This window comes from Nocardioides luteus, assembly GCF_014648595.1.
In the GTDB taxonomy this organism is placed as follows: domain Bacteria; phylum Actinomycetota; class Actinomycetes; order Propionibacteriales; family Nocardioidaceae; genus Nocardioides; species Nocardioides luteus.
In genome coordinates this window covers 14,713-37,970 of sequence record NZ_BMRK01000008.1, presented here as the reverse complement: position 1 = coordinate 37,970, position 23,258 = coordinate 14,713, and the positions used below count along the sequence as shown (strand labels likewise).

27 protein-coding genes are annotated in these 23,258 nt (G+C 68.4%); 23 read left to right on the top strand and 4 right to left on the bottom strand.

The features are described from left to right. Positions 1-88 precede the first annotated feature (88 nt). The 17 genes from secY to rplQ all read left to right on the top strand — a co-directional run bounded on the left by secY (position 89) and on the right by rplQ (position 13,830). Positions 89-1,399 (top strand): preprotein translocase subunit SecY, encoded by a 1,311-nt coding sequence (secY, locus tag IEY81_RS11665; protein WP_189118659.1) that lies wholly within the window; start codon positions 89-91, stop codon positions 1,397-1,399. Further along, entirely contained in the window at positions 1,396-1,971 is a 576-nt protein-coding gene (locus IEY81_RS11660; RefSeq protein ID WP_189118658.1) for an adenylate kinase, read from the top strand. Before secY ends, IEY81_RS11660 begins: the two co-directional genes overlap by 4 nt. A 30-nt stretch (positions 1,972-2,001) precedes the next feature. Next, positions 2,002-2,817: a type I methionyl aminopeptidase gene (gene map, locus IEY81_RS11655; RefSeq protein ID WP_189118657.1), complete on the top strand. Its 816-nt coding sequence runs from the start codon at positions 2,002-2,004 to the stop codon at positions 2,815-2,817. Between the two features lie 306 nt (positions 2,818-3,123). Continuing rightward, complete coding sequence (locus tag IEY81_RS11650; protein WP_189118656.1) at positions 3,124-4,209, top strand: enterochelin esterase domain-containing protein; 1,086 nt, start codon at positions 3,124-3,126, stop codon at positions 4,207-4,209. A gap of 46 nt (positions 4,210-4,255) precedes the next feature. Further along, positions 4,256-5,293 (top strand): LLM class flavin-dependent oxidoreductase, encoded by a 1,038-nt coding sequence (locus IEY81_RS11645; RefSeq protein WP_189118655.1) that lies wholly within the window; start codon positions 4,256-4,258, stop codon positions 5,291-5,293. A gap of 428 nt (positions 5,294-5,721) precedes the next feature. Next, entirely contained in the window at positions 5,722-7,017 is a 1,296-nt protein-coding gene (locus IEY81_RS11640) for a sensor histidine kinase (RefSeq protein ID WP_189118654.1), read from the top strand. 29 nt (positions 7,018-7,046) lie between these two features. After that, positions 7,047-7,496 (top strand): roadblock/LC7 domain-containing protein, encoded by a 450-nt coding sequence (locus IEY81_RS11635; RefSeq protein ID WP_189118653.1) that lies wholly within the window; start codon positions 7,047-7,049, stop codon positions 7,494-7,496. 79 nt (positions 7,497-7,575) lie between these two features. Then, positions 7,576-7,920: a DUF742 domain-containing protein gene (locus tag IEY81_RS11630; RefSeq protein WP_189118652.1), complete on the top strand. Its 345-nt coding sequence runs from the start codon at positions 7,576-7,578 to the stop codon at positions 7,918-7,920. Further along, positions 7,898-8,488, top strand: coding sequence for a GTP-binding protein (locus IEY81_RS11625; RefSeq protein ID WP_189118651.1), 591 nt, complete (start codon positions 7,898-7,900; stop codon positions 8,486-8,488). Before IEY81_RS11630 ends, IEY81_RS11625 begins: the two co-directional genes overlap by 23 nt. 33 nt (positions 8,489-8,521) lie before the next feature. Then, positions 8,522-9,775, top strand: coding sequence for a styrene monooxygenase/indole monooxygenase family protein (locus IEY81_RS11620; protein ID WP_189118650.1), 1,254 nt, complete (start codon positions 8,522-8,524; stop codon positions 9,773-9,775). Positions 9,776-10,023: 248 nt separating this feature from the next. Further along, positions 10,024-10,245: a translation initiation factor IF-1 gene (gene infA, locus IEY81_RS11615; protein WP_011757309.1), complete on the top strand. Its 222-nt coding sequence runs from the start codon at positions 10,024-10,026 to the stop codon at positions 10,243-10,245. Between the two features lie 26 nt (positions 10,246-10,271). After that, positions 10,272-10,385, top strand: coding sequence for a 50S ribosomal protein L36 (gene rpmJ, locus IEY81_RS11610; RefSeq protein WP_038503151.1), 114 nt, complete (start codon positions 10,272-10,274; stop codon positions 10,383-10,385). A gap of 186 nt (positions 10,386-10,571) precedes the next feature. Then, positions 10,572-10,949: a 30S ribosomal protein S13 gene (rpsM, locus tag IEY81_RS11605; RefSeq protein ID WP_189118649.1), complete on the top strand. Its 378-nt coding sequence runs from the start codon at positions 10,572-10,574 to the stop codon at positions 10,947-10,949. A 71-nt stretch (positions 10,950-11,020) separates the two neighbouring features. Next, positions 11,021-11,422, top strand: a complete 402-nt coding sequence (gene rpsK / locus IEY81_RS11600; protein WP_091052417.1) for a 30S ribosomal protein S11 — start codon at positions 11,021-11,023, stop codon at positions 11,420-11,422. 34 nt (positions 11,423-11,456) lie between these two features. Beyond that, on the top strand, positions 11,457-12,065 hold the full coding sequence (gene rpsD / locus IEY81_RS11595) for a 30S ribosomal protein S4 (protein ID WP_008361060.1): 609 nt from the start codon (positions 11,457-11,459) through the stop codon (positions 12,063-12,065). A 149-nt stretch (positions 12,066-12,214) separates the two neighbouring features. Next, positions 12,215-13,231: a DNA-directed RNA polymerase subunit alpha gene (locus tag IEY81_RS11590; RefSeq protein WP_008361061.1), complete on the top strand. Its 1,017-nt coding sequence runs from the start codon at positions 12,215-12,217 to the stop codon at positions 13,229-13,231. A 71-nt stretch (positions 13,232-13,302) separates the two neighbouring features. Beyond that, positions 13,303-13,830 (top strand): 50S ribosomal protein L17, encoded by a 528-nt coding sequence (gene rplQ, locus IEY81_RS11585; protein WP_189118648.1) that lies wholly within the window; start codon positions 13,303-13,305, stop codon positions 13,828-13,830. A gap of 80 nt (positions 13,831-13,910) precedes the next feature. Here rplQ and IEY81_RS11580 read toward each other — a convergent pair whose 3' ends face one another. Beyond that, on the bottom strand, positions 13,911-14,609 hold the full coding sequence (locus tag IEY81_RS11580) for a hypothetical protein (protein WP_189118647.1): 699 nt from the start codon (positions 14,607-14,609) through the stop codon (positions 13,911-13,913). Between the two features lie 56 nt (positions 14,610-14,665). Next, a complete protein-coding gene (locus IEY81_RS11575; RefSeq protein ID WP_189118646.1) occupies positions 14,666-15,613 on the bottom strand; it encodes a ketopantoate reductase family protein in 948 nt (315 codons plus the stop codon). Positions 15,614-15,680: 67 nt separating this feature from the next. Here IEY81_RS11575 and truA point away from each other — a divergent pair, with 67 nt between their 5' ends. From truA to IEY81_RS11555, 4 genes are all read left to right on the top strand, one after another. After that, entirely contained in the window at positions 15,681-16,547 is an 867-nt protein-coding gene (gene truA, locus IEY81_RS11570; protein ID WP_189118645.1) for a tRNA pseudouridine(38-40) synthase TruA, read from the top strand. Next, positions 16,531-17,139, top strand: a complete 609-nt coding sequence (locus IEY81_RS11565; RefSeq protein ID WP_189118644.1) for a class I SAM-dependent methyltransferase — start codon at positions 16,531-16,533, stop codon at positions 17,137-17,139. Before truA ends, IEY81_RS11565 begins: the two co-directional genes overlap by 17 nt. 119 nt (positions 17,140-17,258) lie before the next feature. After that, positions 17,259-17,543 (top strand): hypothetical protein, encoded by a 285-nt coding sequence (locus tag IEY81_RS11560; protein ID WP_189118643.1) that lies wholly within the window; start codon positions 17,259-17,261, stop codon positions 17,541-17,543. A gap of 18 nt (positions 17,544-17,561) precedes the next feature. Beyond that, a complete protein-coding gene (locus IEY81_RS11555) occupies positions 17,562-18,047 on the top strand; it encodes a hypothetical protein (protein WP_189118642.1) in 486 nt (161 codons plus the stop codon). Here the strand turns inward: IEY81_RS11555 and IEY81_RS11550 are convergent, their stop codons facing one another. Next, positions 18,048-19,388 carry a cytochrome P450 gene (locus IEY81_RS11550; protein WP_229787748.1) on the bottom strand — a complete coding sequence of 447 codons (1,341 nt, stop codon included), beginning with the start codon at positions 19,386-19,388 and terminating at the stop codon, positions 18,048-18,050. Between the two features lie 92 nt (positions 19,389-19,480). Continuing rightward, entirely contained in the window at positions 19,481-20,395 is a 915-nt protein-coding gene (gene lipP1 / locus IEY81_RS11545; RefSeq protein WP_189118641.1) for a LipP1 family hormone-sensitive lipase, read from the bottom strand. Positions 20,396-20,535: 140 nt separating this feature from the next. Between lipP1 and IEY81_RS11540 the strand changes: the two genes are divergently transcribed. Continuing rightward, entirely contained in the window at positions 20,536-22,227 is a 1,692-nt protein-coding gene (locus tag IEY81_RS11540) for an ABC-F family ATP-binding cassette domain-containing protein (protein WP_189118640.1), read from the top strand. Next, entirely contained in the window at positions 22,224-23,246 is a 1,023-nt protein-coding gene (locus IEY81_RS11535) for a GNAT family N-acetyltransferase (protein ID WP_189118639.1), read from the top strand. Before IEY81_RS11540 ends, IEY81_RS11535 begins: the two co-directional genes overlap by 4 nt. Positions 23,247-23,258: the final 12 nt, after the last annotated feature.

The window sequence follows — 23,258 nt, the reverse complement described above, 5'->3', positions numbered from 1 at the left end:
TGAGCTGCCGTGGAGGCTGTTAGGCTGCCACGGGTTTTCGCATCGGCGCAGGCCCTGCGACCCCTGATTGTCGAAAGAGGAACCATTCGTGCTTGGCGCGTTCGCATCAGCGTTCCGTACTCCGGACCTGCGCAAGAAGCTGCTCTTCGTTCTCCTGATCGTCGTGATCTTCCGAGCGGGGTCCCAGATCCCGGCCCCCGGTGTTCACGTCGCGAACGTCCAGCGGTGTCTTGACGCTGCTCAGACCGGTGACAGCGCCGGCCTCTACAACCTGGTCAATCTCTTCTCCGGCGGCGCCCTGCTGCAGCTGACGGTCTTCGCGCTCGGCATCATGCCGTACATCACCGCGAGCATCATCCTGCAGCTGCTCGTCGTGGTGATCCCGCGACTCGAGCGACTGAAGAAGGAAGGTCAGTCGGGTCAGACCAAGATCACCCAGTACACCCGCTATCTGACCCTCGGCCTCGCCGTCCTCCAGGCGACCGGCATCGTCGCGCTCGCCCGCTCCGGCGACCTGCTCCAGGGCTGCACCCAGCCTCTGCTCCACGACGACGGCACCGCGACCTTCCTGGTCATGGTCATCACCATGACCGCCGGCACCGCGGTCATCATGTGGCTCGGCGAGCTCATCACCGAGCGCGGCATCGGCAACGGTATGTCGATCCTCATCTTCACCCAGGTCATCGCCACGTTCCCGGCCACCATGTGGGCGGTCAAGAACGACAAGGGCTGGTGGACCTTCGCGATCGTGCTCGTCATCGGTCTCGCGATCATGGCGGCGGTCATCTTCATCGAGCAGGCCCAGCGCCGGATCCCGGTCCAGTACGCGCGCCGGATGGTCGGTCGCAAGATGTTCGGCGGCTCCTCGACCTACATCCCGCTGAAGGTGAACCAGGCCGGTGTCATCCCGGTCATCTTCGCCTCCTCGCTGCTCTACCTGCCGGCGATGGCCGCTCAGTTCAACCAGAACACGCAGAACCCGCCGGCGTGGGTCGACTGGATCAACAACTACTTCGTGCAGGGCGACCACCCGGTCTACATGGCGGTCTACTTCGCCCTGATCATCTTCTTCACCTACTTCTACGTGTCGATCACCTTCAACCCACCGGAGGTCGCCGACAACATGAAGAAATACGGTGGCTTCATTCCAGGAATTCGGGCCGGGAAGCCGACCGAGGACTACTTGTCCTACGTTTTGTCCCGTATCACACTGCCGGGCTCGCTCTACCTCGGTCTGGTGGCTCTCATCCCGTTGATCGCACTGGCGCTGATCAACGCGAACCAGAACTTCCCGTTCGGTGGCACCTCGATCCTCATCATGGTCGGCGTCGCCCTCGACACGGTGAAGCAGATCGAGAGCCAGCTCCAGCAGCGCAACTATGAAGGGTTCCTCCGATGAGACTGATCATCATGGGCCCGCCGGGAGCCGGTAAGGGCACCCAGGCGAAGTTCATTGCCGAGCACTTCGGGATCCCCGCGATCTCGACCGGCGACATCTTCCGTGCCAACGTCACCGCTGGCACGCCCCTCGGACTCGAGGCGGCGTCCTACATGGACAAGGGAGAGTACGTACCGGACTCGGTGACGAACCTGATGGTTCGCAACCGCATCGACGAGCCCGACGCAGCCCAGGGATTCCTTCTCGACGGCTACCCGCGCACCCTCGCGCAGGTCGAGGAGCTCGACGGGATGATCAAGTTCACCGGCCACGCGCTGGACGCGGTGGTCGTGCTGACCGTCGACAAGGACGAGATCGTGCAGCGGCTGCTGCACCGTGCCGAGCTCGAGGGTCGCGCCGATGACACCGAGGACGTCATCCGCCGTCGCCAGGAGGTCTACCTCGAGGAGACCGCGCCGCTGATCGAGGTCTACAAGGGCCGCGGTCTGGTCCACGAGATCGACGGCATGGGTGAGGTCGACGACGTCACCAAGCGGATCTTCGACGAGCTCGACATCATCCCTGAATCCTGATCCAACCAACATTCACGCAACGGGGGAGCCGTGGGCTTCTTGAACAAGGTCCAGATCAAAACCCCTGAGCAAATCGAGAAGATGCGTCGGGCCGGCCTCGTGGTCGGCGAGACGCTCGAGGTGCTCCGGGCCGCTGCGCGGCCCGGAGTCTCTCTTCTCGAGCTCGACGCCATCGCCGAGGACTCGATCCGGTCCCGGGGTGGCGTCCCGTCGTTCAAGGGCTATCACGGCTTCCCCGGCTCGATCTGTGCCTCGGTCGACGAGGTCGTGGTGCACGGCATCCCGGACTCGCGGACGCTTGCCGAGGGCGACATCATCTCCATCGACTGCGGCGCCATCGTCGACGGCTGGCACGGCGACGCGGCGATCACGGTGGCGATGGGCCCGGTGCCCGAGGAGGTCTCCGAGCTGATGCGGGTGACCGAGGAGTCGATGTGGCGCGGCATCGCCGCAGCCCGTCTCGGCGGCCGGGTCACCGACATCTCCCATGCCATCGAGACCTACGTCGAGTCGCAGGGCGACTACGGCATCCTGGAGGAGTTCAGCGGTCACGGCATCGGCACCGAGATGCACATGGAGCCGTCCGTCTTCAACTACGGCAAACCCGGCAAGGGCCCGAAGCTGCAGCGTGGCATCGCGCTGGCCGTGGAGCCGATGCTCACCCTCGGTGGTCCCGAGGTGACCACCCTCGAGGACGACTGGACCGTGGTGACCGACGACGGCTCCTGGGCGGCCCACTTCGAGCACACCTTCGCGCTCACCCCCGACGGGGCCTGGGTGCTCACCGCGCTCGACGGTGGCGAGGAGATGCTCGGCGAGCTCGGTGTGCCGTGGGGCGGTCACTGAGTCGATCTCGTTCCGTCAGGCGGACCGAAACCTGACAGGAAACTGAACGAACCCCACTTCTCCACAGCGCTGACTGGCGGATATCCGACATCACCTGTCAGTTGACAGAGAAAGGGACCTCAGGATCTCGCATGTGGCCCCCGACTGTGAGTAACTTGGTCAGCCCGCGGGGACAGGGAGAGCCCCGTACTCGGGAGGAAGAACCGGATGAGCACGCAGTTGCGACCGCCGACGGCGGTGCGACCCAATCCATCGGCACGAACGCGTAGCGCGATCATCGATCGTCTCAGTCCTGAGGACATCGACATGTTCTGGGACCAGATCGCGACCTCGCTCCCGCTCGTCGAGGAGACCGGCCCCGAGGGTGCCGATGACGAGGTCATCGTCACCTTCTGCTGGCGTGACGACGAGGCCGAGGAGGTGCTCCTCTTCGCCAACCGGCTCACCGACGAGCGTCATCTCGCCGAGACGATGCTCGAGCGCAAGGCCGGCACCGACCTGTGGCACGCCTCGTTCCTGATGAAGTCCGACTGGCGGGCCTCCTACGCTTTCCTGTGCAAGCACCCGGGTGAGCCGGCTCCCTGGGAGAGCGAGGGCCAGGTCGAGCTGCGCGCGGTCCTGCACCGTGGCTACCTCGACCCGCTCAACCCCGACTGGTGCCACAACCGGCAGGGCATCAAGCAGTCGGTGGTCTCCCTGCCTGACGCTCCGCTGCAGCCGTGGCTCTTCCGGCGCGACGACGTCGTCCCGGGCACGGTCACGCTGGAGGTCGGCCCCGACGGCCGCGACGTCTGGCTCTACGACCCCGCCGGCGCCGGTCTCAACGTCGACCTGCCCCTGGTGGTCGCCCTCGACGGCGAGATCTGGACGGGCCACCACTCGCTGCCGACCACGCTCGACAACCTGATCGCCGACGGCCACCTCCGCCACGTACGCTGCGTCCTGCCCGCCTCCGGCGGCCGCGACAAGCGGTGGGAGGAGCTCGCCGGCGGCGAGGGTGCCGACTACATCGTCAACCAGCTGCTGCCGTGGGTGCGCGAGCGCCGGGCGGTCACCGAGGAGACCTACGTCGTGGGCCAGAGCCTCGGCGGCGTCACCGCGCTTCGCGCCGGGCTGACCTATCCCGAGCACATCCACGGTGTCGCGAGCCAGTCGGCCTCGCTGTGGCTCGACGACCTCTCCGACGCGGTCACGCCGGAGGCCAAGACCCGGGTCCACCTGGTGCACGGCACCCAGGAGTGGGTGCTCGACGAGCTCCACCACGACCTGGTCGACCGCCTGCGCACCGCCGGGATCGACGTCACCTCGGCCGAGCACAACGGCGGCCACGACTACGCCTGGTGGCGCTCGGCCGTCGCCGACGGTCTGCGTGCGCTGCTTCCGCCGCAGTGAGCTGAGCCAGGAATAACCGACGCCGCGGCCGGGGTTGAGAGTTCACGTGAAGCTGAGCGTTCTCGATCTCGTCCCGGTCCGCAAGGACCAGTCCTCCGCAGACGCCCTCGCCGCGACGCTGTCGTTGGCGAAGGTGGCCGACGATCTGGGATTCGAGCGCTACTGGCTCGCCGAGCACCACAACATGCCGGCGGTGGGCTCGACCAACCCGCCGGTGCTGATCTCGCTGGTGGCCTCTGCGACGGAGCGCATCCGGGTCGGCTCCGGCGGCGTGATGCTGCCCAACCACGCCCCGCTCGTGGTCGCCGAGCAGTTCTCGCTGCTCGAGGCCGCCTTCCCGGGCCGGATCGACCTCGGCATCGGCCGGGCGCCGGGCACCGACCCGGTCACCTCCTGGGCGCTACGCCACGGTGCCGGCGGAGTGAGCGACGACGCGGTCAACCGCTTCCCCGAGTACCTCGACAACATCGTCGCGATGATGGCGCCCGAGGGCGTCGGGCTGATGGCCGGCGGTCGCCAGCACGTCCTGCACGCCACCCCGTCTGCCGCATCCGTCGCCGACCTCTGGCTGCTCGGCTCCTCCGACTACTCCGCCCGGCTGGCGGCCGAGAAGGGCCTGCCCTACGTCTTCGCCCACCACTTCGCCGGCGACGGCACCTCGACCAAGGCGATGATCGACCTCTACCGCTCGACCTTCCAGCCCTCCGAGCTCCTCAGCGAGCCGAGGACGTTCCTGACCGTGAACGCGAGCGTCGCCGAGACAGCCGAGGAGGCCGACCGGCGCGCGCTCCCGCAGTTGCTGACGATGCTGGCGCTGCGTACCGGACAGCCGCTGACCGCGCAGCCCAGCATCGACGAGGCCGAGAAGACCGAGATCCCGGAACCCCACCAGGGTCTGGTCGACACCATGCGCAGCCGTTGGATCATCGGCTCCGCCGCGTACGCGAAGGCTCGCCTGGCGGGAATGGCCGACGAGTACGGCGTGGACGAGGTCATGGTGAACCCGGTGGGGTCCGCGTACGAAGGGACGGACCCGCGCACCGCGCCGGCCCGTGAGGAGACCCTCCGCCTGCTGGCCGGGTGAGTTGGGCGAGCGCGTAGGATCGGGCCACCTCGTCGCGAGGCGACGGCGCGCCTGAGCCAGTTGGGACGAGGGACCTAGGACACTGTCTGGTTCCGGGCGCGTATCGATACGCTCGCGCACCGGTTGTGCCAATCTGTTCACCGCTCTGTTTCCTTCTCCACATTTGAAAGTGCCGCCTCATGACACGCTGGAGCCCGCGCTGGTTGAAGCGCCGGGGGCCCCAGGCTGCATCGCTCGCTGAGCAGTCAGATCCGGGTCCTGCTCGCTCATTCCCACCGATCGGCGGTCAGGCAACGCCCTTCTCGCCGGTCCCGACGACGCCCGCCACTCCGATCTCCACACCGCTGTCGACGTCGCTGAGCTCGTCGTCGCTCGACTCCACACCCCCTCCGCCGCAAGAGGATGAGGACGAGGCCTGGCCCGAGATCATGGAGCAGTTCGGGCTCCACCTGATCAGCCTGGCCGAGCAGATGCGTATCTCCCTCGACGGCCTCGAGGCCGACGAGGACGACCCCGAGCGGCTGAGGAAGCTCTACGAGGTCGACCACGCGGTCACTCGCATGCGGCGTGCGAGCCGAGACATGCGCACGCTCGCAGGTCGCGAACAGGACGACATGGGTGGCATCGACACGTCCCTGCTGGACATCATCCGGATGGCGCTGTCGGGCATCGAGCGCTACAACCAGGTCACGATCGGCCGGGTGAGCGACCTGGCCGTCATCGGCTACGCCGCCGACGACGTCTCCTGCCTGATCGCGGCGCTCCTCGACAACGCCACGAAGTACTCGCCGGGCGACGTCACGGTCAACGTCCACCTCGCCGACGCCGGCGACGTGCTGTTCCGCATCGAGGACACCGGCATCGGCATCCCCGAGCGGTCGGTGGGTCGGCTCAACTCGCTGCTGGCGGGCCCGATCGTGGAGCTGGTCGCCAAGTCCGGGAGCCACACCGGCTTCCCGGTGGTGCACCGGATCGCCCGCAAGTACGACATCGACGTACGCCTCGCCACCCGCCCCGCTCCCGGCCACGGGATGATCGCGATGGTCACCGTGCCGGCTCAGCTCCTGTGCGAGCTGCCGGTCGCGCCGCTCGAGCGCGCCGAGGCGCCGAAGACGTCGAGCGCGTCCAGCGTCGCGGTCCTGCCGCCCGCGCCGCGGCGCCGCGGCCCGCAGGGGGTGCCGTCGTCGGCCCAGTCGTCGTCGCGGTCGTCGTCGCAGTCGTCGGCCCAGTCCTCGGCCCAGTCCTCGGTTCAGTCCTCGTCCCAGTCCTCGCAGCCGGCGCCGTCGCACGCCACGATCCAGTCGACGCAGGCCCACCGCCTGTCCTCGCTGGAGCCCGTGCGGCGCCCGTCCCAGCCCTCTGGGCCGCAGACCGGTCAGCAGCCCGCGCTGCAGCCTCAGCGGCAGCCGTCGGCGCAGTTCGCGCCGCCGCCCAGCCAGCAGTCGTCGGCAGATGTCTCCACCGACACGATGAAGACGTCGATTCCCCTTCCCGGTGAGACGGGTGGGACGGATGAGACGAATGGGACCTCCGCGTCCGCTGGGCAGAGTGGCCCAGTAGAGTCCGGTGGGCTCCCGCGCCGGGAGCCGGTCAGCCTGCGCAACAAGCAGACCGAGCCAGAAGCAGCCGCCGGACCGCAGCCCGCTGAGGCCTCACCCGAGGACCAGTCGGCGGCACGGCACTCCTTCGCCGACGATCTCGACGCGTTCTCCCTTGGTAGCTAAGACCCAGCAGTGAGAGGAACCCTTTCGTAATGGAAAGCCCGGTCGTCCCCCGCGACCCCAAGGAATTCAGCTGGCTGATCGACAACTTCGCCAGCTCCACCCCAGGTGTGACCCATGCGCTCATCGTCTCCTCCGACGGGCTCCCGCTGATCGGCGCCGGCAACATGTCGGCCAACATCGCCGACCCGCTGGCCGCGATGACCGCCGGAGTGATCAGTCTCGGCAACAACATCGCACGCGAGGTGGGCGAGCCGGGCTGTGACCAGGTGATGCTGAAGTTCCACACCGGTCACTTCCTCTTCATGGGCATCGGCGACCTCGCCGGCTTCGCCGTCCTGGTCGGCGCAGGCGCCAACCTCGGCGTCGTCGCCCACAAGATGGCCCAGATGGTCGACGCCGTCGGCCACGTACTCACCCCGCAGATGCGCGACGAGCTGCGTCAGATGACCGTCAGCTCGATGGCCGGGGAGAGAGCGTGAACGAGCGTCAGCGAGCGAACCAGACGATCATCACGTCGCCGGGTCCGTCCACTGGCGCCTGCGCTACGGAGCCGGCGACGTGACCGCTAACCCGTGGGTACGTCCGTACGTACTGACCGGTGGCCGCACCCAGACCAACCACCAGCTGTATGTCCACACGCTGGTCTCTGCCAAGCACTTCGACGCCCGGGCGGCCGCCAAGCTGTCGCCCGAGTCGCGAAGACTCTATGACCGCGTACGTCTCGGGCCGCAGTCTGTCGCGGAGCTCTCCGCGCACTGTGGGATCTCTCTCGGTGTGACGCGCGTGCTGCTCGAGGATCTCGCCTCGACCGAGCACCTGCAGATCGCCGAGGGGGCTTACGACTCCCCGTTCGACCACCGCCTGTTGAAGAGAGTTATCGATGGCCTTTCCGAGCTCGGCTGACCGCCCTGCGCTGACCGTCACCTCTGCCAAGATCGTCATCGCAGGAGGTTTCGGCGTCGGGAAGTCGACGATGGTCGCCTCGGTCTCCGAGATCCCGCCGGTCAACACCGAGGCGTGGATGACGCAGGCCGGTGAGTCGGTGGACCCGCTCTCGGACTCCAGCGCCAAGACGACCACCACGGTCGCCATGGACTTCGGCCGGGTGACCCTCGCTCCCGACCTGCTGCTCTACCTGTTCGGCACCCCTGGCCAGCCCCGGTTCTGGCCGATGTGGGACGACCTGTGCCGGGGTGCCAGCGGCGCCGTGGTGCTGGTCGACACCCGCCAGCTCGAGTCGTCGTTCCCGGCGGTCAACTACTTCGAGAACGACTCCGACGTCCCGTTCATCGTCGCGGTGAACCTGTTCGACGGGAAGCTGACCCACTCGTTGGAGAAGGTGCGCGACGCGCTCTGCCTCGACGAGCGGACACCGCTGGTGACCGTGGACGCCCGGGACCGCCGGTCCACGGCCAAGACGCTGGTCACGGCCCTGTCGCACACCATGAAATCCACCCCCACACGCGCCTGAGCCCGGAGGCGCCCCAACTCCGAAGGAGTTTCCTTGCGCAAGATCCTGATCGTCGGCGCCGGACAGGCGGGCATGCAGCTCGCCCTCAGCCTCCAGACGGAGGGCTACGAGGTGACGGTCATGTCCGCGCGTACGCCCGCCGAGATCCGTGACGGCTGGCCGACGTCGACTCAGGTCATGTTCCACCCGGCGCTCGAGCACGAGCGTGCGTACGACCTGAACCTGTGGGAGGACGAGGCGCCGCACATCAACGACGTCGGCATCTCGGTCAGCCCCGAGCCCGGCGTCCGAGCGCTCAAGTTCGACGGCCCCTGGCAGCCCTACGCGATGTCCGTCGACCAGCGCCTGAAGATGTCCACCTGGCTGGAGCTCTTCGAGGAGCGCGGCGGCAGGATCATCTACCACCCGGTGATGACCTCCGACCTGGCCGGGCTGGCGGCGATGTACGACCTGACCCTGATCGCCGCGGGCAAGGGCGAGATCGTCGACCTCTTCGACCGTGACCCGGTGCGCACGAAGTACGACACGCCGGGCCGCGCGCTCGCGGCGATCTACCTGCACGGGATGGTCGAGCCCGACGACTTCCCGCCGGGGGCCATGCGGATCAACGTCGCGCCCGGGGTGGGGGAGCTGTTCGTGATCAGTGCCCTGACCGAGTTCGGCCCGAGCCGGGTCGCCTTCGTCGAGGCCGTCCCCGACGGCCCGCTCGACTGCTTCTGGGACCGTCCGCGTCCCGACGAGCACCTGCGCCGGCTGCAGCACGTGATGAACGAGTACATGCCGTGGGAGGGCGAGCTGATGCGCGACTGCGAACCCACCGACGCGCGGGCATCGCTCTCCGGCGCGTTCACCGGCATGGTCCGCAAGCCGTACGCCGACGTCGGCGACGGCAGCTATGTCTTCGGGATGGGTGACGTCGTCGTCCTCAACGACCCGATCGCGGGCCAGGGCTCCAACACCGCAGCCCACTGTGCGGGCATCTACACCCAGGCGATCCTGGAGCGCGGCGACCGGCCGTTCGACCCGGAGTGGATGCAGGCGACCTTCGAGAAGTTCTGGGAGACGCGCGCCCAGCACTCGACCGGTCTGACCGACGCGCTGCTCAACCCGCTGCCCGACCACGTCCAGCACGTGCTCGGTGCGGCGACGCAGCACCAGCCGATCGCGGACCGGTTCACCCGGCTGTTCCCGCACCCGGAGGACCTGGGCCCGTTCCTCGGTGACCCGGAGGCCGCGCTGGCCTACATCGCCGAGGTCGCGGAGGCGGACGCGGCGACCCGGGCTTGACGATTAGGGCATTGCTGTTCTAGGGGTCTAGGCTTGGTAGTCGGTCCAACGTGGGTCTGTCTCGTCGTGCCTCGCGGCTGCCCGGTCAGCGCGCTTCTGTGCGCTCGCGGGTGAGACATGCAGATGGCTTCACGAGGTCCACCGGTCTCGACGGCTCGGTCGTCGGGACGGGAGGTTCCCGGACCACCCACGGGTCACCCGACCCGTGGTTTGCACGGTAGATGACCGACCAACAGATTGCAGAGGGCATGCCGAAGAAAGAAGGCGTGATCGAGATCGAGGGCACCGTAGTGGAGGCCCTCCCCAACGCCATGTTCCGTGTGGAGCTGAGCAACGGACACAAGGTTCTCGCCCACATCAGCGGCAAGATGCGACAGCACTACATCCGGATCCTCCCCGAGGACCGCGTGGTGGTCGAGCTGTCCCCCTACGACCTGACGCGCGGTCGGATCGTCTACCGGTACAAGTAAGCCGGTCTAGACAAGAAAGGGCTGACATGAAGGTCAACCCGAGCGTGAAGAAGATCTGTGACAAGTGCAAGGTGATCCGTCGCCACGGCCGCGTCATGGTGATCTGCGACAACCCGCGCCACAAGCAGCGCCAGGGCTGAGGGTTCCGCGGAGGGTGGTCGAGTCGAGCTCGCCCACCGACAACTGAATATTCGCATCGAGTCGCTAGGGATTTCGACAGGCTGATCGCCGAAACCCGAAGCACCTCCGGTTCAGAGGCCGGAGCCCGAGGATGCCACCCCGGGGCGCGACCCGAACGACACCTCTGACGAACGAGAAGGAACGACATGGCACGCCTCCAAGGTGTTGACCTTCCGCGCGACAAGCGCGTGGAGATCGCTCTCACCTACATCTACGGCATCGGCCGTACCACCTCGCAGAAGCTCCTCGAGGCCACCGGCGTCGACCCGAACACCCGGGTGCACGCTCTGGCCGAGGACGAGCTGGTCAAGCTCCGCGACGAGATCGAGGCCCAGAACATCCAGACCGAGGGTGACCTCCGTCGCGAGGTTCAGGCTGACATCCGCCGCAAGATCGAGATCGGCAGCTACCAGGGTCGCCGCCACCGTCAGGGCCTTCCGGTCCGCGGTCAGCGCACCAAGACCAACGCGCGCACCCGCAAGGGCCCGAAGCGCACCGTCGCCGGCAAGAAGAAGGCCAAGTGATCGCACGCGCTCTGCGCGTTGATCCGGCTTTCGCCTCGATCTCACAGACCAGCCAACACAGGAGTTAATGCATGCCTCCGAAGACCCGACAGGGTGCGACGAAGGTTCGTCGCAAGGAGAAGAAGAACGTCGCTCAGGGCGAGGCCCACATCAAGAGCACGTTCAACAACACGATCGTCACGATCACCGACCCGACCGGTGCGGTGATCTCGTGGGCCTCGGCCGGCACCGTCGGTTTCAAGGGCTCGCGCAAGTCGACCCCGTTCGCCGCTCAGATGGCCGCTGAGGCCGCTGGCCGCCGCGCGATGGACCACGGCATGAAGAAGATCGACGTCTTCGTGAAGGGCCCGGGCTCGGGCCGCGAGACCGCGATCCGCTCCCTGGGTGCGATCGGCCTCGAGGTCGGCACCATCCAGGACGTCACGCCGGCTCCGCACAACGGCTGCCGTCCGCCCAAGCGCCGCCGCGTTTGATCCCCACCGAGACATAGAAGGAGACTGAAGAGTAATGGCCCGTTACACCGGACCCATGACCCGCAAGTCGCGCCGTCTCGGTGTCGACCTTGTCGGCAACGACGCAGCGTTCGAGAAGCGCCCCTACCCTCCCGGCCAGCACGGCCGCGGCCGCATCAAGGAGAGCGAGTACCTCCTCCAGCTTCGTGAGAAGCAGAAGGCTCGCTTCACCTACGGCGTGATGGAGAAGCAGTTCGCCTCCTACTACGCCGAGGCCCACCGTCGCGACGGCAAGACCGGTGACAACCTGCTCCAGCTGCTCGAGGGCCGCCTGGACAACGTCGTCTACCGTGCCGGCTTCGCCCGCACCCGCCGCCAGGCCCGCCAGCTGGTCGTCCACGGCCACTTCCTGGTCAACGGCAAGAAGGTCAACGTGCCTTCGTTCCAGGTCTCGGCTCACGACGTCATCGACGTTCGCGAGAAGTCGCTGGAGATGACCCCGTTCATCGTGGCTCGCGAGACCCACGGCGAGCGCGTCGTCCCGGCTTGGCTCGAGGCTGTCCCGAGCCGGATGCGCATCCTGGTTCACCAGCTCCCCGTCCGGGCGCAGATCGACGTCCCGGTCCAGGAGCAGCTGATCGTCGAGTACTACTCGAAGCTCTGATCGGCCACCTGCAGTAACCACGGTGAGTCCCCGGCGTTCAAACTTCATAGAAGATGTACGCCGGGGCCTTGCCGCCCCCACAGCCTTCCGTCATCACCCCTTGAAGTTCGGGTCCGTCAAATAGCGGTCGGCCCGGAAAGGACAAATCAGTGCTTATCGCACAGCGCCCCACCCTGTCGGAAGAGTCCGTCGAGGAGTTCCGCTCCCGTTTCGTGATCGAGCCCCTCGAGCCGGGCTTCGGTTACACGCTGGGCAACTCTCTTCGCCGCACCCTGCTCTCCTCGATTCCCGGTGCTTCGGTCACCTCGATCAAGATCGACGGTGTTCTCCACGAGTTCTCGACCATCGAGGGCGTCAAGGAGGATGTCACCGAGATCATCCTCAACCTCAAGGGTCTGGTCGTCTCCTCCGAGCACGACGAGCCCGTCACCATGTACCTGCGCAAGTCCGGTGCCGGTGACGTCACCGCTGCCGACATCGCGCCGCCGGCCGGTGTCGAGGTGCACAACCCCGACCTGAAGATCGCCACGCTCTCCGACAAGGGCAAGATCGAGCTCGAGCTCGTCGTCGAGCGCGGTCGTGGCTACGTCTCCGCGGTCCAGAACAAGGGCGCCGAGAACGAGATCGGCCGCATCCCGGTCGACTCGATCTACTCGCCGGTCCTCAAGGTCAGCTACAAGGTCGAGGCGACTCGTGTCGAGCAGCGCACCGACTTCGACAAGCTCGTCATCGACGTCGAGACCAAGCCGTCGATCGCTCCCCGCGACGCGATCGCCTCGGCCGGTAAGACCCTGGTCGAGCTCTTCGGTCTGGCCCGCGAGCTGAACGTCGACGCCGAGGGCATCGACATCGGCCCGTCGCCGGTCGACGAGCAGCTCGCCGCCGACCTCGCCCTCCCGGTCGAGGACCTGCAGCTGACCGTCCGCTCCTACAACTGCCTCAAGCGCGAGGGCATCCACACCGTGGGTGAGCTCATCTCCCGCTCGGAGCAGGACCTGCTCGACATCCGCAACTTCGGCGCCAAGTCCATCGACGAGGTCAAGCTGAAGCTGCACGAGATGGGCCTGTCCCTCAAGGACAGCGCTCCGGGCTTCGACCCGTCCGCCGCCCTCGCCGCCTACGGTGACGATGACGACGACGCGTTCGTCGAGGACGAGCAGTACTGAGTTTCCACCAAACCGCTCCTCGGAGCGTCTACCCCGGTACCTGATACGGCCGGAGAGAAGGAGCAGGCACGATGCCTACCCCGAAGAAGGGTGCCCGCCTCGGCGGCTCGCCCGCGCACCAGAAGCTGATCGTCTCGAACCTCGCCACCGCGCTGTTCGAGAACGGCCGCATCACCACCACCGAGGCCAAGGCCCGGGTTCTCCGCCCTGTCGCGGAGAAGCTGATCACCAAGGCCAAGAAGGGTGACCTGCACAACCGCCGCGAGGTCCTCAAGACCATCCGCGACAAGTCCGTCGTGCACACCCTCTTCACCGAGATCGCCGAGCAGTTCGCGGAGCGTCCGGGTGGCTACACCCGGATCACCAAGATCGGCCCCCGGAAGGGCGACAACGCCCCGATGGCTGTGATCGAGCTCGTCAACGAGGCGTACGAGCCGAAGACCAAGGCTGCTCCGGCTGCCGCGGCGCCGGCTGCTGCTCCCGTCGAGGAGACCCCGGCTGAGGAGGCTCCGGCCGAGGAGACCGAGGTCACCGAGACCGAGGCTGCTGCCGAGGAGGCTCCCGCCGAGGAGACCACCGAGGACGAGGCCAAGGCCTGATCTGGTTCTGAGCTGTGGCCCGTCACCCGCGAGGGTGACGGGCCACTGTCATTTCTGTGGTCGTTCAACCGGCCATCTCGTCAGCGACGCTCGGACCGGTCGAGGAGCCCGCACACGACTCCGCCGAGCACCACGACCGCTGTCGTCGCCAGAGCGGTGATGCCGAAGTAGATCTGCACCGAGACCAGGTTGTCGAAGGCGAGGGCAGGCGCCACCGCGAAGGACACCGTCGCCTGCACCGCGATCAGCAGCACGAAAGTGATCGGCAGCCCGATCAGCCAGCGTCGGCCGGCCCAGGCGGCGAAGCCCCAGCCGGCCAGCACCAGCAGCAGCAACAGCGGCGAGACCAGCCCGGTGAGGACCGGGTGGAACAGGTGCAGCTGCGGGACGAGCACGTAGTAGAAGACCGTGCTCAGCAGCCAGGAGAGCATCGGCAGCAGCAGCCCGAGGACCCGGCCGGTCGAGGTGCGGGCGATCACCGCGGCGCCGACCGCCACCACGATGTGCAGCAGCAGGTCGATCGCGACCGACACGATCGAGGTGAGCACGTTCCCGGGGCCCAGACCGTCGAAGAGGTACGCCACGACGAGCCCGATCAGTGCGGATACGACCTGCAGGACCACTGCCGTCACGATCACCGCAATGGTGATCACCGTCGCGGCGGGCTGCTTCGCAGCGGTGCCGGCAGGGGCCGGCGGCTGCGCGGGCGATGTGGGCGGCGAGGAAGGCAGAGGTGGCGGCGGTGGCGGCGGCGGGGGAGGCGGCGCGGGGTAGCTCATGGCAGGCAGCCTGCCGGATCCGCGGCGCACCTGACCACCGCATTGCGCGGTGTGGCTCAGAGACCGGCGAGGAACTCGGCGCCGTCGAGGCTGCCGGGCTCGGCGCCGGTGCGGGCGATCTCGTGGACCGCACGCTGGATCGCCTCGTTGACCGGGGTCGGGACGTCGTGGAGCCGGCCGAGCAGCACGATCTCGCCGGAGAGGTAGTCGATCTCGACGCCGCTCCCGCGGGCCAGGCTCTGCCAGGTCGAGCTGTTGCTGGGACGGTCACGCTCGGTGATGTGGTCGGCCCGCCGCGTACGGTCCTCCTCGGCGCTCACCACGCTGATGCCGGCGGCCGCGAGGACGGTCTCGGCCTCGGCCAGGCAGCGGCGGTAGATCTCTCCGTCACTGGGGCCTGGGGCGATGGCGGCGTTGATGCCGTTGCCGAGGTTGTTGAGGAGCTTGCGGTACTTCCAGGCCATGATGTCGGCGCGCGGCTCGCTCAGGAACCCGGCATCGACCAGGTCGCCGGCGATGGCAGCGGCGGTCTCGTCGACACCGGTGGGGAAGCGGCCGATGTCGAGGATGCCAGGTGTATTTCCGGAGCCCTGCACGACCGACCCCGGCGTCAGGAAAGTCGCGGGGAGGACGACGTGGATGGCGTACGTCCGAGCGAAGCGCCGCAAGATCCGGGGCTCGTTCGCGACGCCGTTCTGCACGGCGACCACGGGGGTCTCCGCGGGCGCGTACGCGGCGAGGGACTCGAGCGCCGTCTCGGTCTGCTGCCCCTTGACGCTGAGCAGGACGACGGTGTCGTCGGTCCACTTCACCTCGCTCACCTCCTCGACGGCGGGGACGGCGAGAGTCAGCAGGCCGTCGGGGGTGTCGAGACTGAGTCCGGCGTCCTGGATGGCGCGCAGGTGCTCTCCGCGGGCCACCAGGGTCACGTCGATGCCCGCCTTGTGCAGCAGGCCGCCCACGACGCCGCCGACTGCTCCTGCTCCGAAGATCACGTAGCGCATGCACAGAGTCTGGCAAAGGGGCCTCGCGCATTCCGCCCGGGGCAGGTGTTGCTGGGACAATGGCGGCGTGCGCATCAGGATCGACCTCGCCTACGACGGCACCATGTTCCACGGCTGGGCGACCCAGCCGGGGCTGCGTACGGTCCAGGGAGAGCTGCAGGCCGCGCTCGCGACGGCGCTGCGGGTGCCGTCGACAGGGGAGCGGTCCCAGGTGTGGGTCACGGTCGCCGGACGCACCGACTCGGGTGTGCACGCACGCGGCCAGGTCGCCCACTTCGACATCGACCCCGAGGCGCTCGAGTCCTCGCGCGGGCGTTCGGAGCAGTCGCCGCTCGACGCGCTGGTGCGGCGACTCAACGGCATCCTCCCGGCCGACCTGCGGGTGCGTGCGGCCGTGGAGGCGCCCGAGGGGTTCAACGCCCGGTTCTCGGCGCTGTGGCGGCGCTACGTCTACCGGATCGTGGACGACCCGGCCCACGTCGACCCGCTGCAGCGTGGTCACGTGCTCTACCGGACCCGGCCGCTGGACCTGTCGCTGATGAACGTCGCCTCCGCCGACCTCGTCGGGCTCAACGACTTCGCCACCTTCTGCAAGCCGCGCGAGGGCGCGACCACCATCCGCGACCTGCGCCAGCTCAGCTGGGAGCGGCGCTCCGACGGGATCATCGAGGCGACGGTGCTCGCGGACGCGTTCTGCCACTCGATGGTGCGCTCGCTGGTCGGCTGCCTGATGGTGATCGGCGAGGGCCGCAAGGACGTCACCTGGGCGAAGGAGTCGCTGGCCTCGCGGACACGGTCGTCGTCGATCCCGATCGCGCCGGCCAACGGGCTGACCCTCGAAGAGGTCGCCTACCCGCCCGACGACATGCTCGCTGCCCAGCACGCGCGCACCATGAACCGCAGAGAGGCTGACGAGGTTGACCGGGACCGCTGACGAGCACTACTTCTCCGCCGACCCCTCGGTCCCCTTCGAACGGATCCCGGTCTCGGCCACGGTGTGGGACCTGGACCTCTCCCTGGTCTCCGGGTCGGGTGTCTTCGCCAAGGGCCGTCTGGATGTCGGCACGGCCGTGCTGTTCCGGGAGATCGAGCCCCCCGCAGGCGGGCGCATCCTCGATCTCGGCTGCGGCTACGGAATCATCGGCCTCGCCTGCGCCCTGTCCGCGCCATCCGCCCAGGTCACCGGGGTGGACGTCAACGAGCGTGCCGTCCTGCTGGCCAACGAGAACGCCGGGACGCTCGGGCTGGGCGATCGCTACCGCGCCGCGGTCCCGGCAGCGATCGACCGCGAGGCGACGTACGACGAGATCTGGAGCAACCCGCCGATCCGGATCGGCAAGCAGGCTCTCCACGAGCTCCTCCTCACCTGGCTCCCGCGCCTCGCCCCCGGCGGCCGCGCGGTCATGGTGGTCGGCAAGAACCTCGGTGGCGACTCGCTGCAGCGTTGGCTCGGCGAGCAGGGGTTTCCCACCGAGCGGATCGGCAGCGCCAAGGGGTTCCGCGTCCTCGAGACCCGTCGGGGCTGAACGACGCAGGTGCCGGTTTCCGCCTCTCGCGTCTCGCGGGCGGTCGCGCAGGGTGCGCTGTCAGACTCCGTCCATGACCAGTCCACGATGACGACCCCGCGCTGCTGAGCCTGGTGACGGTGCTGCCCGTCTACCTTGTCGTCACGCGGTCCGGGATCGAGCTGTCGCGGCCGGCGAGCGTGGCGGTGATGGTCGTCGTGGGGGCCGTTGGTCGGCGCGTATCTGAGTTCTGTACCGGGGCCGCGTTCATGATCATCGCGACCCCGATGATGAGCCTGCCGCTGCTCGCGATCCCGGCGTACGTACTGGCGCCGTGGATCGCGTCGCGATCAGCGAGGAGCCCTCGCCTCAGCGCTGAATCGGCTGAGTGCCGAGGTAGTTCCCCGACCATCGCCTTCGGGTGAGAGCCGAACTGAGTATCTGTGCTCACGCGCGGATTCACCCCGGTCGGCCACGCTCAGCGCATGAGCAGATCAGACCCCACTTGGTATGGCAACGTCATCCGTTCGTACGTTGCGTGGCTGATCGCCGCTGCCATGGCGCTGGTGGCCGCCTGGCCGTTCTGGCACTCTTCGCAGACCAATCCTGGTGTGGACGCTGTCGCTGCCTTCGTGGGGTCGATCGTCGTGTTTCTAGCCGTCGGAGTCGTCGCGGGTGTGGTCATGAACCGCGTCGTCTCCCTGCCGCACGCGAGCGGGTTGGTCACCTTGGGGTGTCTCGGGCTGGCTCTCGTGATCTTGGTTGTCGATCTGCGACTGGTCGGGTGGTTGGTTGCTCTTGCGCCGGGCATCGGCGCAGTCGTCGCGGCGATCCCAGGGGTTTCAGGGGACACCTGCGAGCGGATCTGCCTGTGGATCTACGGCTTCCTGCTGATCGACCTGGTCGTCATCTTCCTCATCTGGGCGTGATCAGGCGGGAACCGGGTCCTTGGACAGCTTCACCGGCAGGCGGTCGAGGCTGTAGACGACCGAGAGGTCGCGCCAGCCGAGGTCGCCGGGGTCGTCGGTGGCCATGGCCAGGTCGGGGAAGCGGCGGGCGAGGCCGGTGAGGGCGGCGCGGAGCTCCATGCGGGCGAGCTCGGCGCCGACGCAGCGGTGCATGCCGTGGCCGAAGGCGAAGTGCATGGTCTCGGCGTTGCGGAGGTCGAACTGCTCGGGCTTGGGGACGACGGCGGGGTCGCGGTTGGCGCCGGTGAGGCTGACCAGGACGACGGCGCCCTTCTTGACGGGTACGCCGAAGAGGTCGTGGTCCTCGCGGGCGAACCGCGGGAAGGCGATCTGCACGGGGCACAGGTAGCGGAGGAGCTCCTCGACGACTTCGTCGACCTCGGCGCGGTCGCCGGAGCGGAGGATCTCGTAGGCCTCGGGGTTCTGCATCAGGACGTAGGCGCCCATGGAGAGCATCGAGGCGGAGGTCTCGTAGCCGCCGAGGAAGACGCCGTCGGCGAGGCCGCCGAGCTCGACGTCGTCGTAGTCGTCGCCCTTGTTGCGGATGATCTCGCCGATCATGCCGTCGCCGGGCTCGGCACGCTGGCGGCGGACCTGCTCGATGAGGAAGGTGCGGGTCTCGGTGGCGGCGCCGAAGGAGCCGGCGCCACCCTCGGAGAGGTCGAAACGGGCCATGCCGAGCTTGTGGAACTCGTCGCGTACGTCCTCGGGCATGCCCAACAGCTCGCAGATCACCCGGAACGGGATCTCGAAGCCGAAGTGCTGGACCAGGTCGACCTCGGGACCGTGGGCCTCCATGTCGTCGAGGGCGTCGTTGACGATGCGGTCGATCATGCCGGTGAGCCGGCCCAGCCGGCGCATGGTGAACTCCGGGGTGAGCAGCCCGCGGAGCTTGGTGTGGTCGGGCGGGTCGGTCATGCCGAGGCCGCCGATGCCCTCGGCGTCGGTGCGCTTGCGGGTGCCGAGGAGGTGGCGCATGTCGTTGGAGTAGGTGTCCTTGGCCGCGAGGACGTGCTTGGACTCGGCGTGGCCGGTGACCAGGACGATGTCGAGGCCGAGCACCGAGCCGAGCTTGGCGACCGGCGCCTGCTCGCGGCTCTCGGCGAGCAGCGGCACCGGGTCGACGCCGTCACGGCGCAGCGGGAAGGTCAGGTGCTCGGGGATCTTGCGCAGCGTGGTGATGTCGGGGATCGGCGACTCCTTGCCCCGCATCGCGAGCTGCAGAGCAAGCGTGCGGACGCGCTCGGTGAGCGGCCGCGTCATCGCCCGTAGACGGAAACTGACCTGGGCAGCGATCTGCATGCCGCCAGTCTGGACCATCCACGACCGAGGGTCATCAGGAATAACCCTGGTTTCGCGATGTGTTCCAGATCACCCGCCGGCCCGCCGTCGGGTCAGCCGTGCAGCACCTTCTTGAACAGCGCGCAGGTCTCCTCGATCGCCCACTGGGCGGCCTGCGAGTGGTGTCCCATGGCGAAGAACCCGTGGATCAGGCCGTCGCAGTGGTGGTAGGTCGTGGGGACCCCCGCGCTCTCCAGCGCCTTGGCGTACGCGATGCCCTCGTCGCGCAGCGGGTCGAACTCCGCGGTCACCACGACCGCCGGCGCCAGGCCCTCCAGGTCGCCCTTGATCGGGCTCAGCCGCGGGTCGGCGCGGTCGGCGTCGCCGAGGTAGTTGTCGGAGAACCACTTCATCGTCGGCAGCTCGAGCATGTAGCCGTGACCGTTCTCCGCGTAGGAGGGATAGCCGCTGGTCATGTCGGTGGCCGGGTAGATCAGCATCTGACCGGCGAGCTCGCGGCCCTCGTCACGGAAGGTCTGGGCGACCGCTGCGGACAGGTTGCCGCCGGCGCTGTCCCCGGCGACGGCGACGCGGCCGTCACCACCCAGGGTCGCGGCGTTGTCGCTGGCCCAGCGGGTCGCGGCCAGCGCGTCGTCGTAGGCGGCGGGGAACCGGTGCTCGGGCGCGCAGCGGTAGTCGACGGCGACGACGACGGCGTCACAGATGGTGGAGAGGTTGCGGGCCTGGTCCTCGTGCGTGTCGAGGTCACCGACCACCCAGCCGCCGCCGTGGAACATCACGATCGTCGGCAGCGGGCCGTTCGTGGTGGGGCGGTAGATGCGTACGTCCAGGTCGCCTGCGGGCCCGGGGATCTTCGACGTCTCCACGGAGCCGACGGGTGGGAGCGGCACCCCCTCGCTCAGCGCGCGGTAGAGCGCTCGCGCCGTCGGTGGGTCGTACGACTCCAGAGGCTGGCCCTTCGCGAAGAGGGTGAGCAGGTCAGCGATCTGGCTGTCGAGCGGAGGCATGGCGTCAGTCATATCGGTAATGGCCGAACTGTGTCGAGGGTCACGTTCTACTGGCGGGACCGATATCGCGAAGATGTCGAAACCACCGCCTCCCGGGAGACCCGAATAACCATTCGACACGGATGCCAGACTGGACGGCTGTGGGACATGTGGACGTTGCTGGAGTGCGTTATCAGCTGCCCGACGGGCGGGTGCTGCTCGACGACGTCTCCTTCCGGGTAGGAGAGGGCGCGAAGGTCGCTCTGGTCGGCGCCAACGGTGCCGGCAAGACGACGCTGCTGCGGATCGTCACCGGCGAGCTGACCCCGACCGCGGGCACCGTGGTGCGCTCGGGCGGCCTCGGCGTGATGCGGCAGATGGTGGGCAAGGGCTCCTCGACCGTGGCTGAGCTGCTGCTCTCGGTGGCGCCCGCGCGCGTACGCGAGGCCGCGGCGGCCGTGGAGGCCTGCGAGCTGGAGCTGATGAGCTCGGAGGACGAGCGCCTGCAGATGCGCTACGCGACCGCGCTGGCCGAGTACGCCGACGCCGGCGGCTACGACCTCGAGGTCGTCTGGGACGTGTGCACCATGGCCGGTCTCGGGGTGCCCTACGACCGCGCCCGCTACCGCTCGCTCGACACGCTCTCCGGCGGCGAGCAGAAGCGTCTCGTCCTGGAGTATCTCCTGCGTGGCCCCGACCAGGTCCTGCTGCTCGACGAGCCCGACAACTTCCTCGACGTGCCGGGGAAGATGTGGCTCGAGGAGCGCATCCGGGAGTCCCCGAAGACGATCCTCTACGTCAGCCACGACCGTGAGCTGCTGGCCAACACCGCCACCCGCGTGGTGACCGTCGAGCTCGGTACGTCGGGCAACCTGGTCTGGACCCATGCCGGCGGTTTCGCGAGCTATCACGACGCCCGTACGGCCCGCTTCGAGCGCTTCGAGGAGCTGCGCAAACGGTGGGACGAGGAGCACGCCAAGCTGCGCGCACAGATGCTGATGTACAAGCAGAAGGCCGCCTACAACTCCGACATGGCCTCGCGCTACCAGGCCGCGAAGACGCGGCTGGAGAAGTTCGAGGAGGCGGGGCCGCCGATCGAGCAGCCGCGTGAGCAGCAGGTCGTGATGCGGCTGCGCGGCGGCCGCACCGGCAAGCGAGCGGTCGTGTGCGAGTCGCTGGAGCTGACCGGTCTGATGCGGCCGTTCGACCTGGAGGTCTGGTACGGCGAGCGGGTCGCGGTGCTCGGCTCCAACGGATCCGGCAAGTCCCACTTCCTGCGGCTCCTGGCCGGCGGCGGCTCGATGCCCGACAAGGAGCACGAGCCCGTCGGCGAGGCCGTCGTCGAGCCCGTACGCCACCGTGGCACGGCAAGGCTGGGAGCCCGCGTGCGGCCGGGCTGGTTCGTGCAGACCCATGCCCATCCCGAGCTGGTGGGACGTACGCTGCTCGACATCCTCCACCGCGGCGAGGCGACCCCCGACGGCCGTGGCCGGGTGGGGATGGGGCGCGAGGCCGCCTCCCGGGTGCTGGACCGCTACGAACTCGCGCACGCCGCGGAGCAGACCTTCGACTCGCTCTCGGGCGGACAGCAGGCGCGGTTCCAGATCCTGCTGCTCGAGCTGAGCGGCGCCACGCTGCTGCTGCTCGACGAGCCGACCGACAACCTCGACGTCCAGTCCGCCGAGGCGCTGGAGGCGGGGCTGGAGTCGTTCGAGGGCACCGTCGTCGCGGTCACCCACGACCGCTGGTTCGCCCGCGGCTTCGACCGGTTCCTGGTCTACGGAGCCGACGGCGACGTCTACGAGTCCCCGGAGCCGGTCTGGGACGAGACCAGGGTGGAGAGGTCACGATGAGCGAGCTGGTGATCGAGCGGGTCGACCCGTTCGACGCTGGCGCCTTCGACGCCTGGTACGACGCCACGACGGCGTCCTGGCTCGACGTGCGCGGTCCGGACGCGGACGTCTGGGCCCGCGAGGAGCAGCGCGTCGAGCTGCAGCAGCAGACCACGAAGGTCGACCGGAGGGCCTACCTCGGCCGGATCGGCGGCGAGGTGGTCGCCGCCGGTTGGCTGGCGATGCCCCTGCTCGACAACCGCCACCGGGCCTCGCTCGCGGTGACGGTGCTGCCGGCCCATCAGCGTCATGGCTACGGCACGGCGCTGCTCGACCGGCTCGAGGCGGAGGCCCGCGCCGAGGGACGTACGTCGTTGACGGGTGAGCTCTGGTGGCCGTGGTCGCTCGGCTCCGGCGGTGAGGGTTCGCCCGGCCGGGAGTTCGGCCTCGCCCGCGGCTACGTCTCCGCCCTGGTCGAGGTGCGCCGCCTGCTCCGGCTGCCGGTGGCCGACGACGTCCTCGACCGGCTGGCGGCGGAGGCAGCCGAGAGGCACGACGGCTACACGCTGCGGTCCTGGGTCGGACGGGTGCCGGACGACATCGTGGAGAGCTGGGCGGTGCTCGACGCGAGCCTGGAGACCGAGGCGCCGACCGGAGCCCTGGACGTCGAGGCGCCGGAGGCCGACGTGGCCAAGGTGCGTGAGATGGAGGAGCTGGTCGAGGCGCAGAAGCGGACGCTCTACCACTCGGTGGCGCTGGACGGCGCCGGCCGTGTGGTCGCCTACACCGTCATCGGCTACTCCAGCCTGGACGGCAACGGCTACCAGTGGGGCACCCTGGTCGAAGCGACCCACCGGGGCCACCGGCTGGGCCTGGGGGTGAAGGTCGCCAACCTCAGGCTGTTCCAGGCCGAGCGTCCCCAGGTGCCGACCCTGACAACCTACAACGCCGAGGTCAACGCCCACATGATCCGGGTCAACGAGGCGATGGGCTTCGAGCCGGTCGAGTGGCTCTGCAGCATCCAGAAGCAGGTCTCCTGAGACGCACCGAGC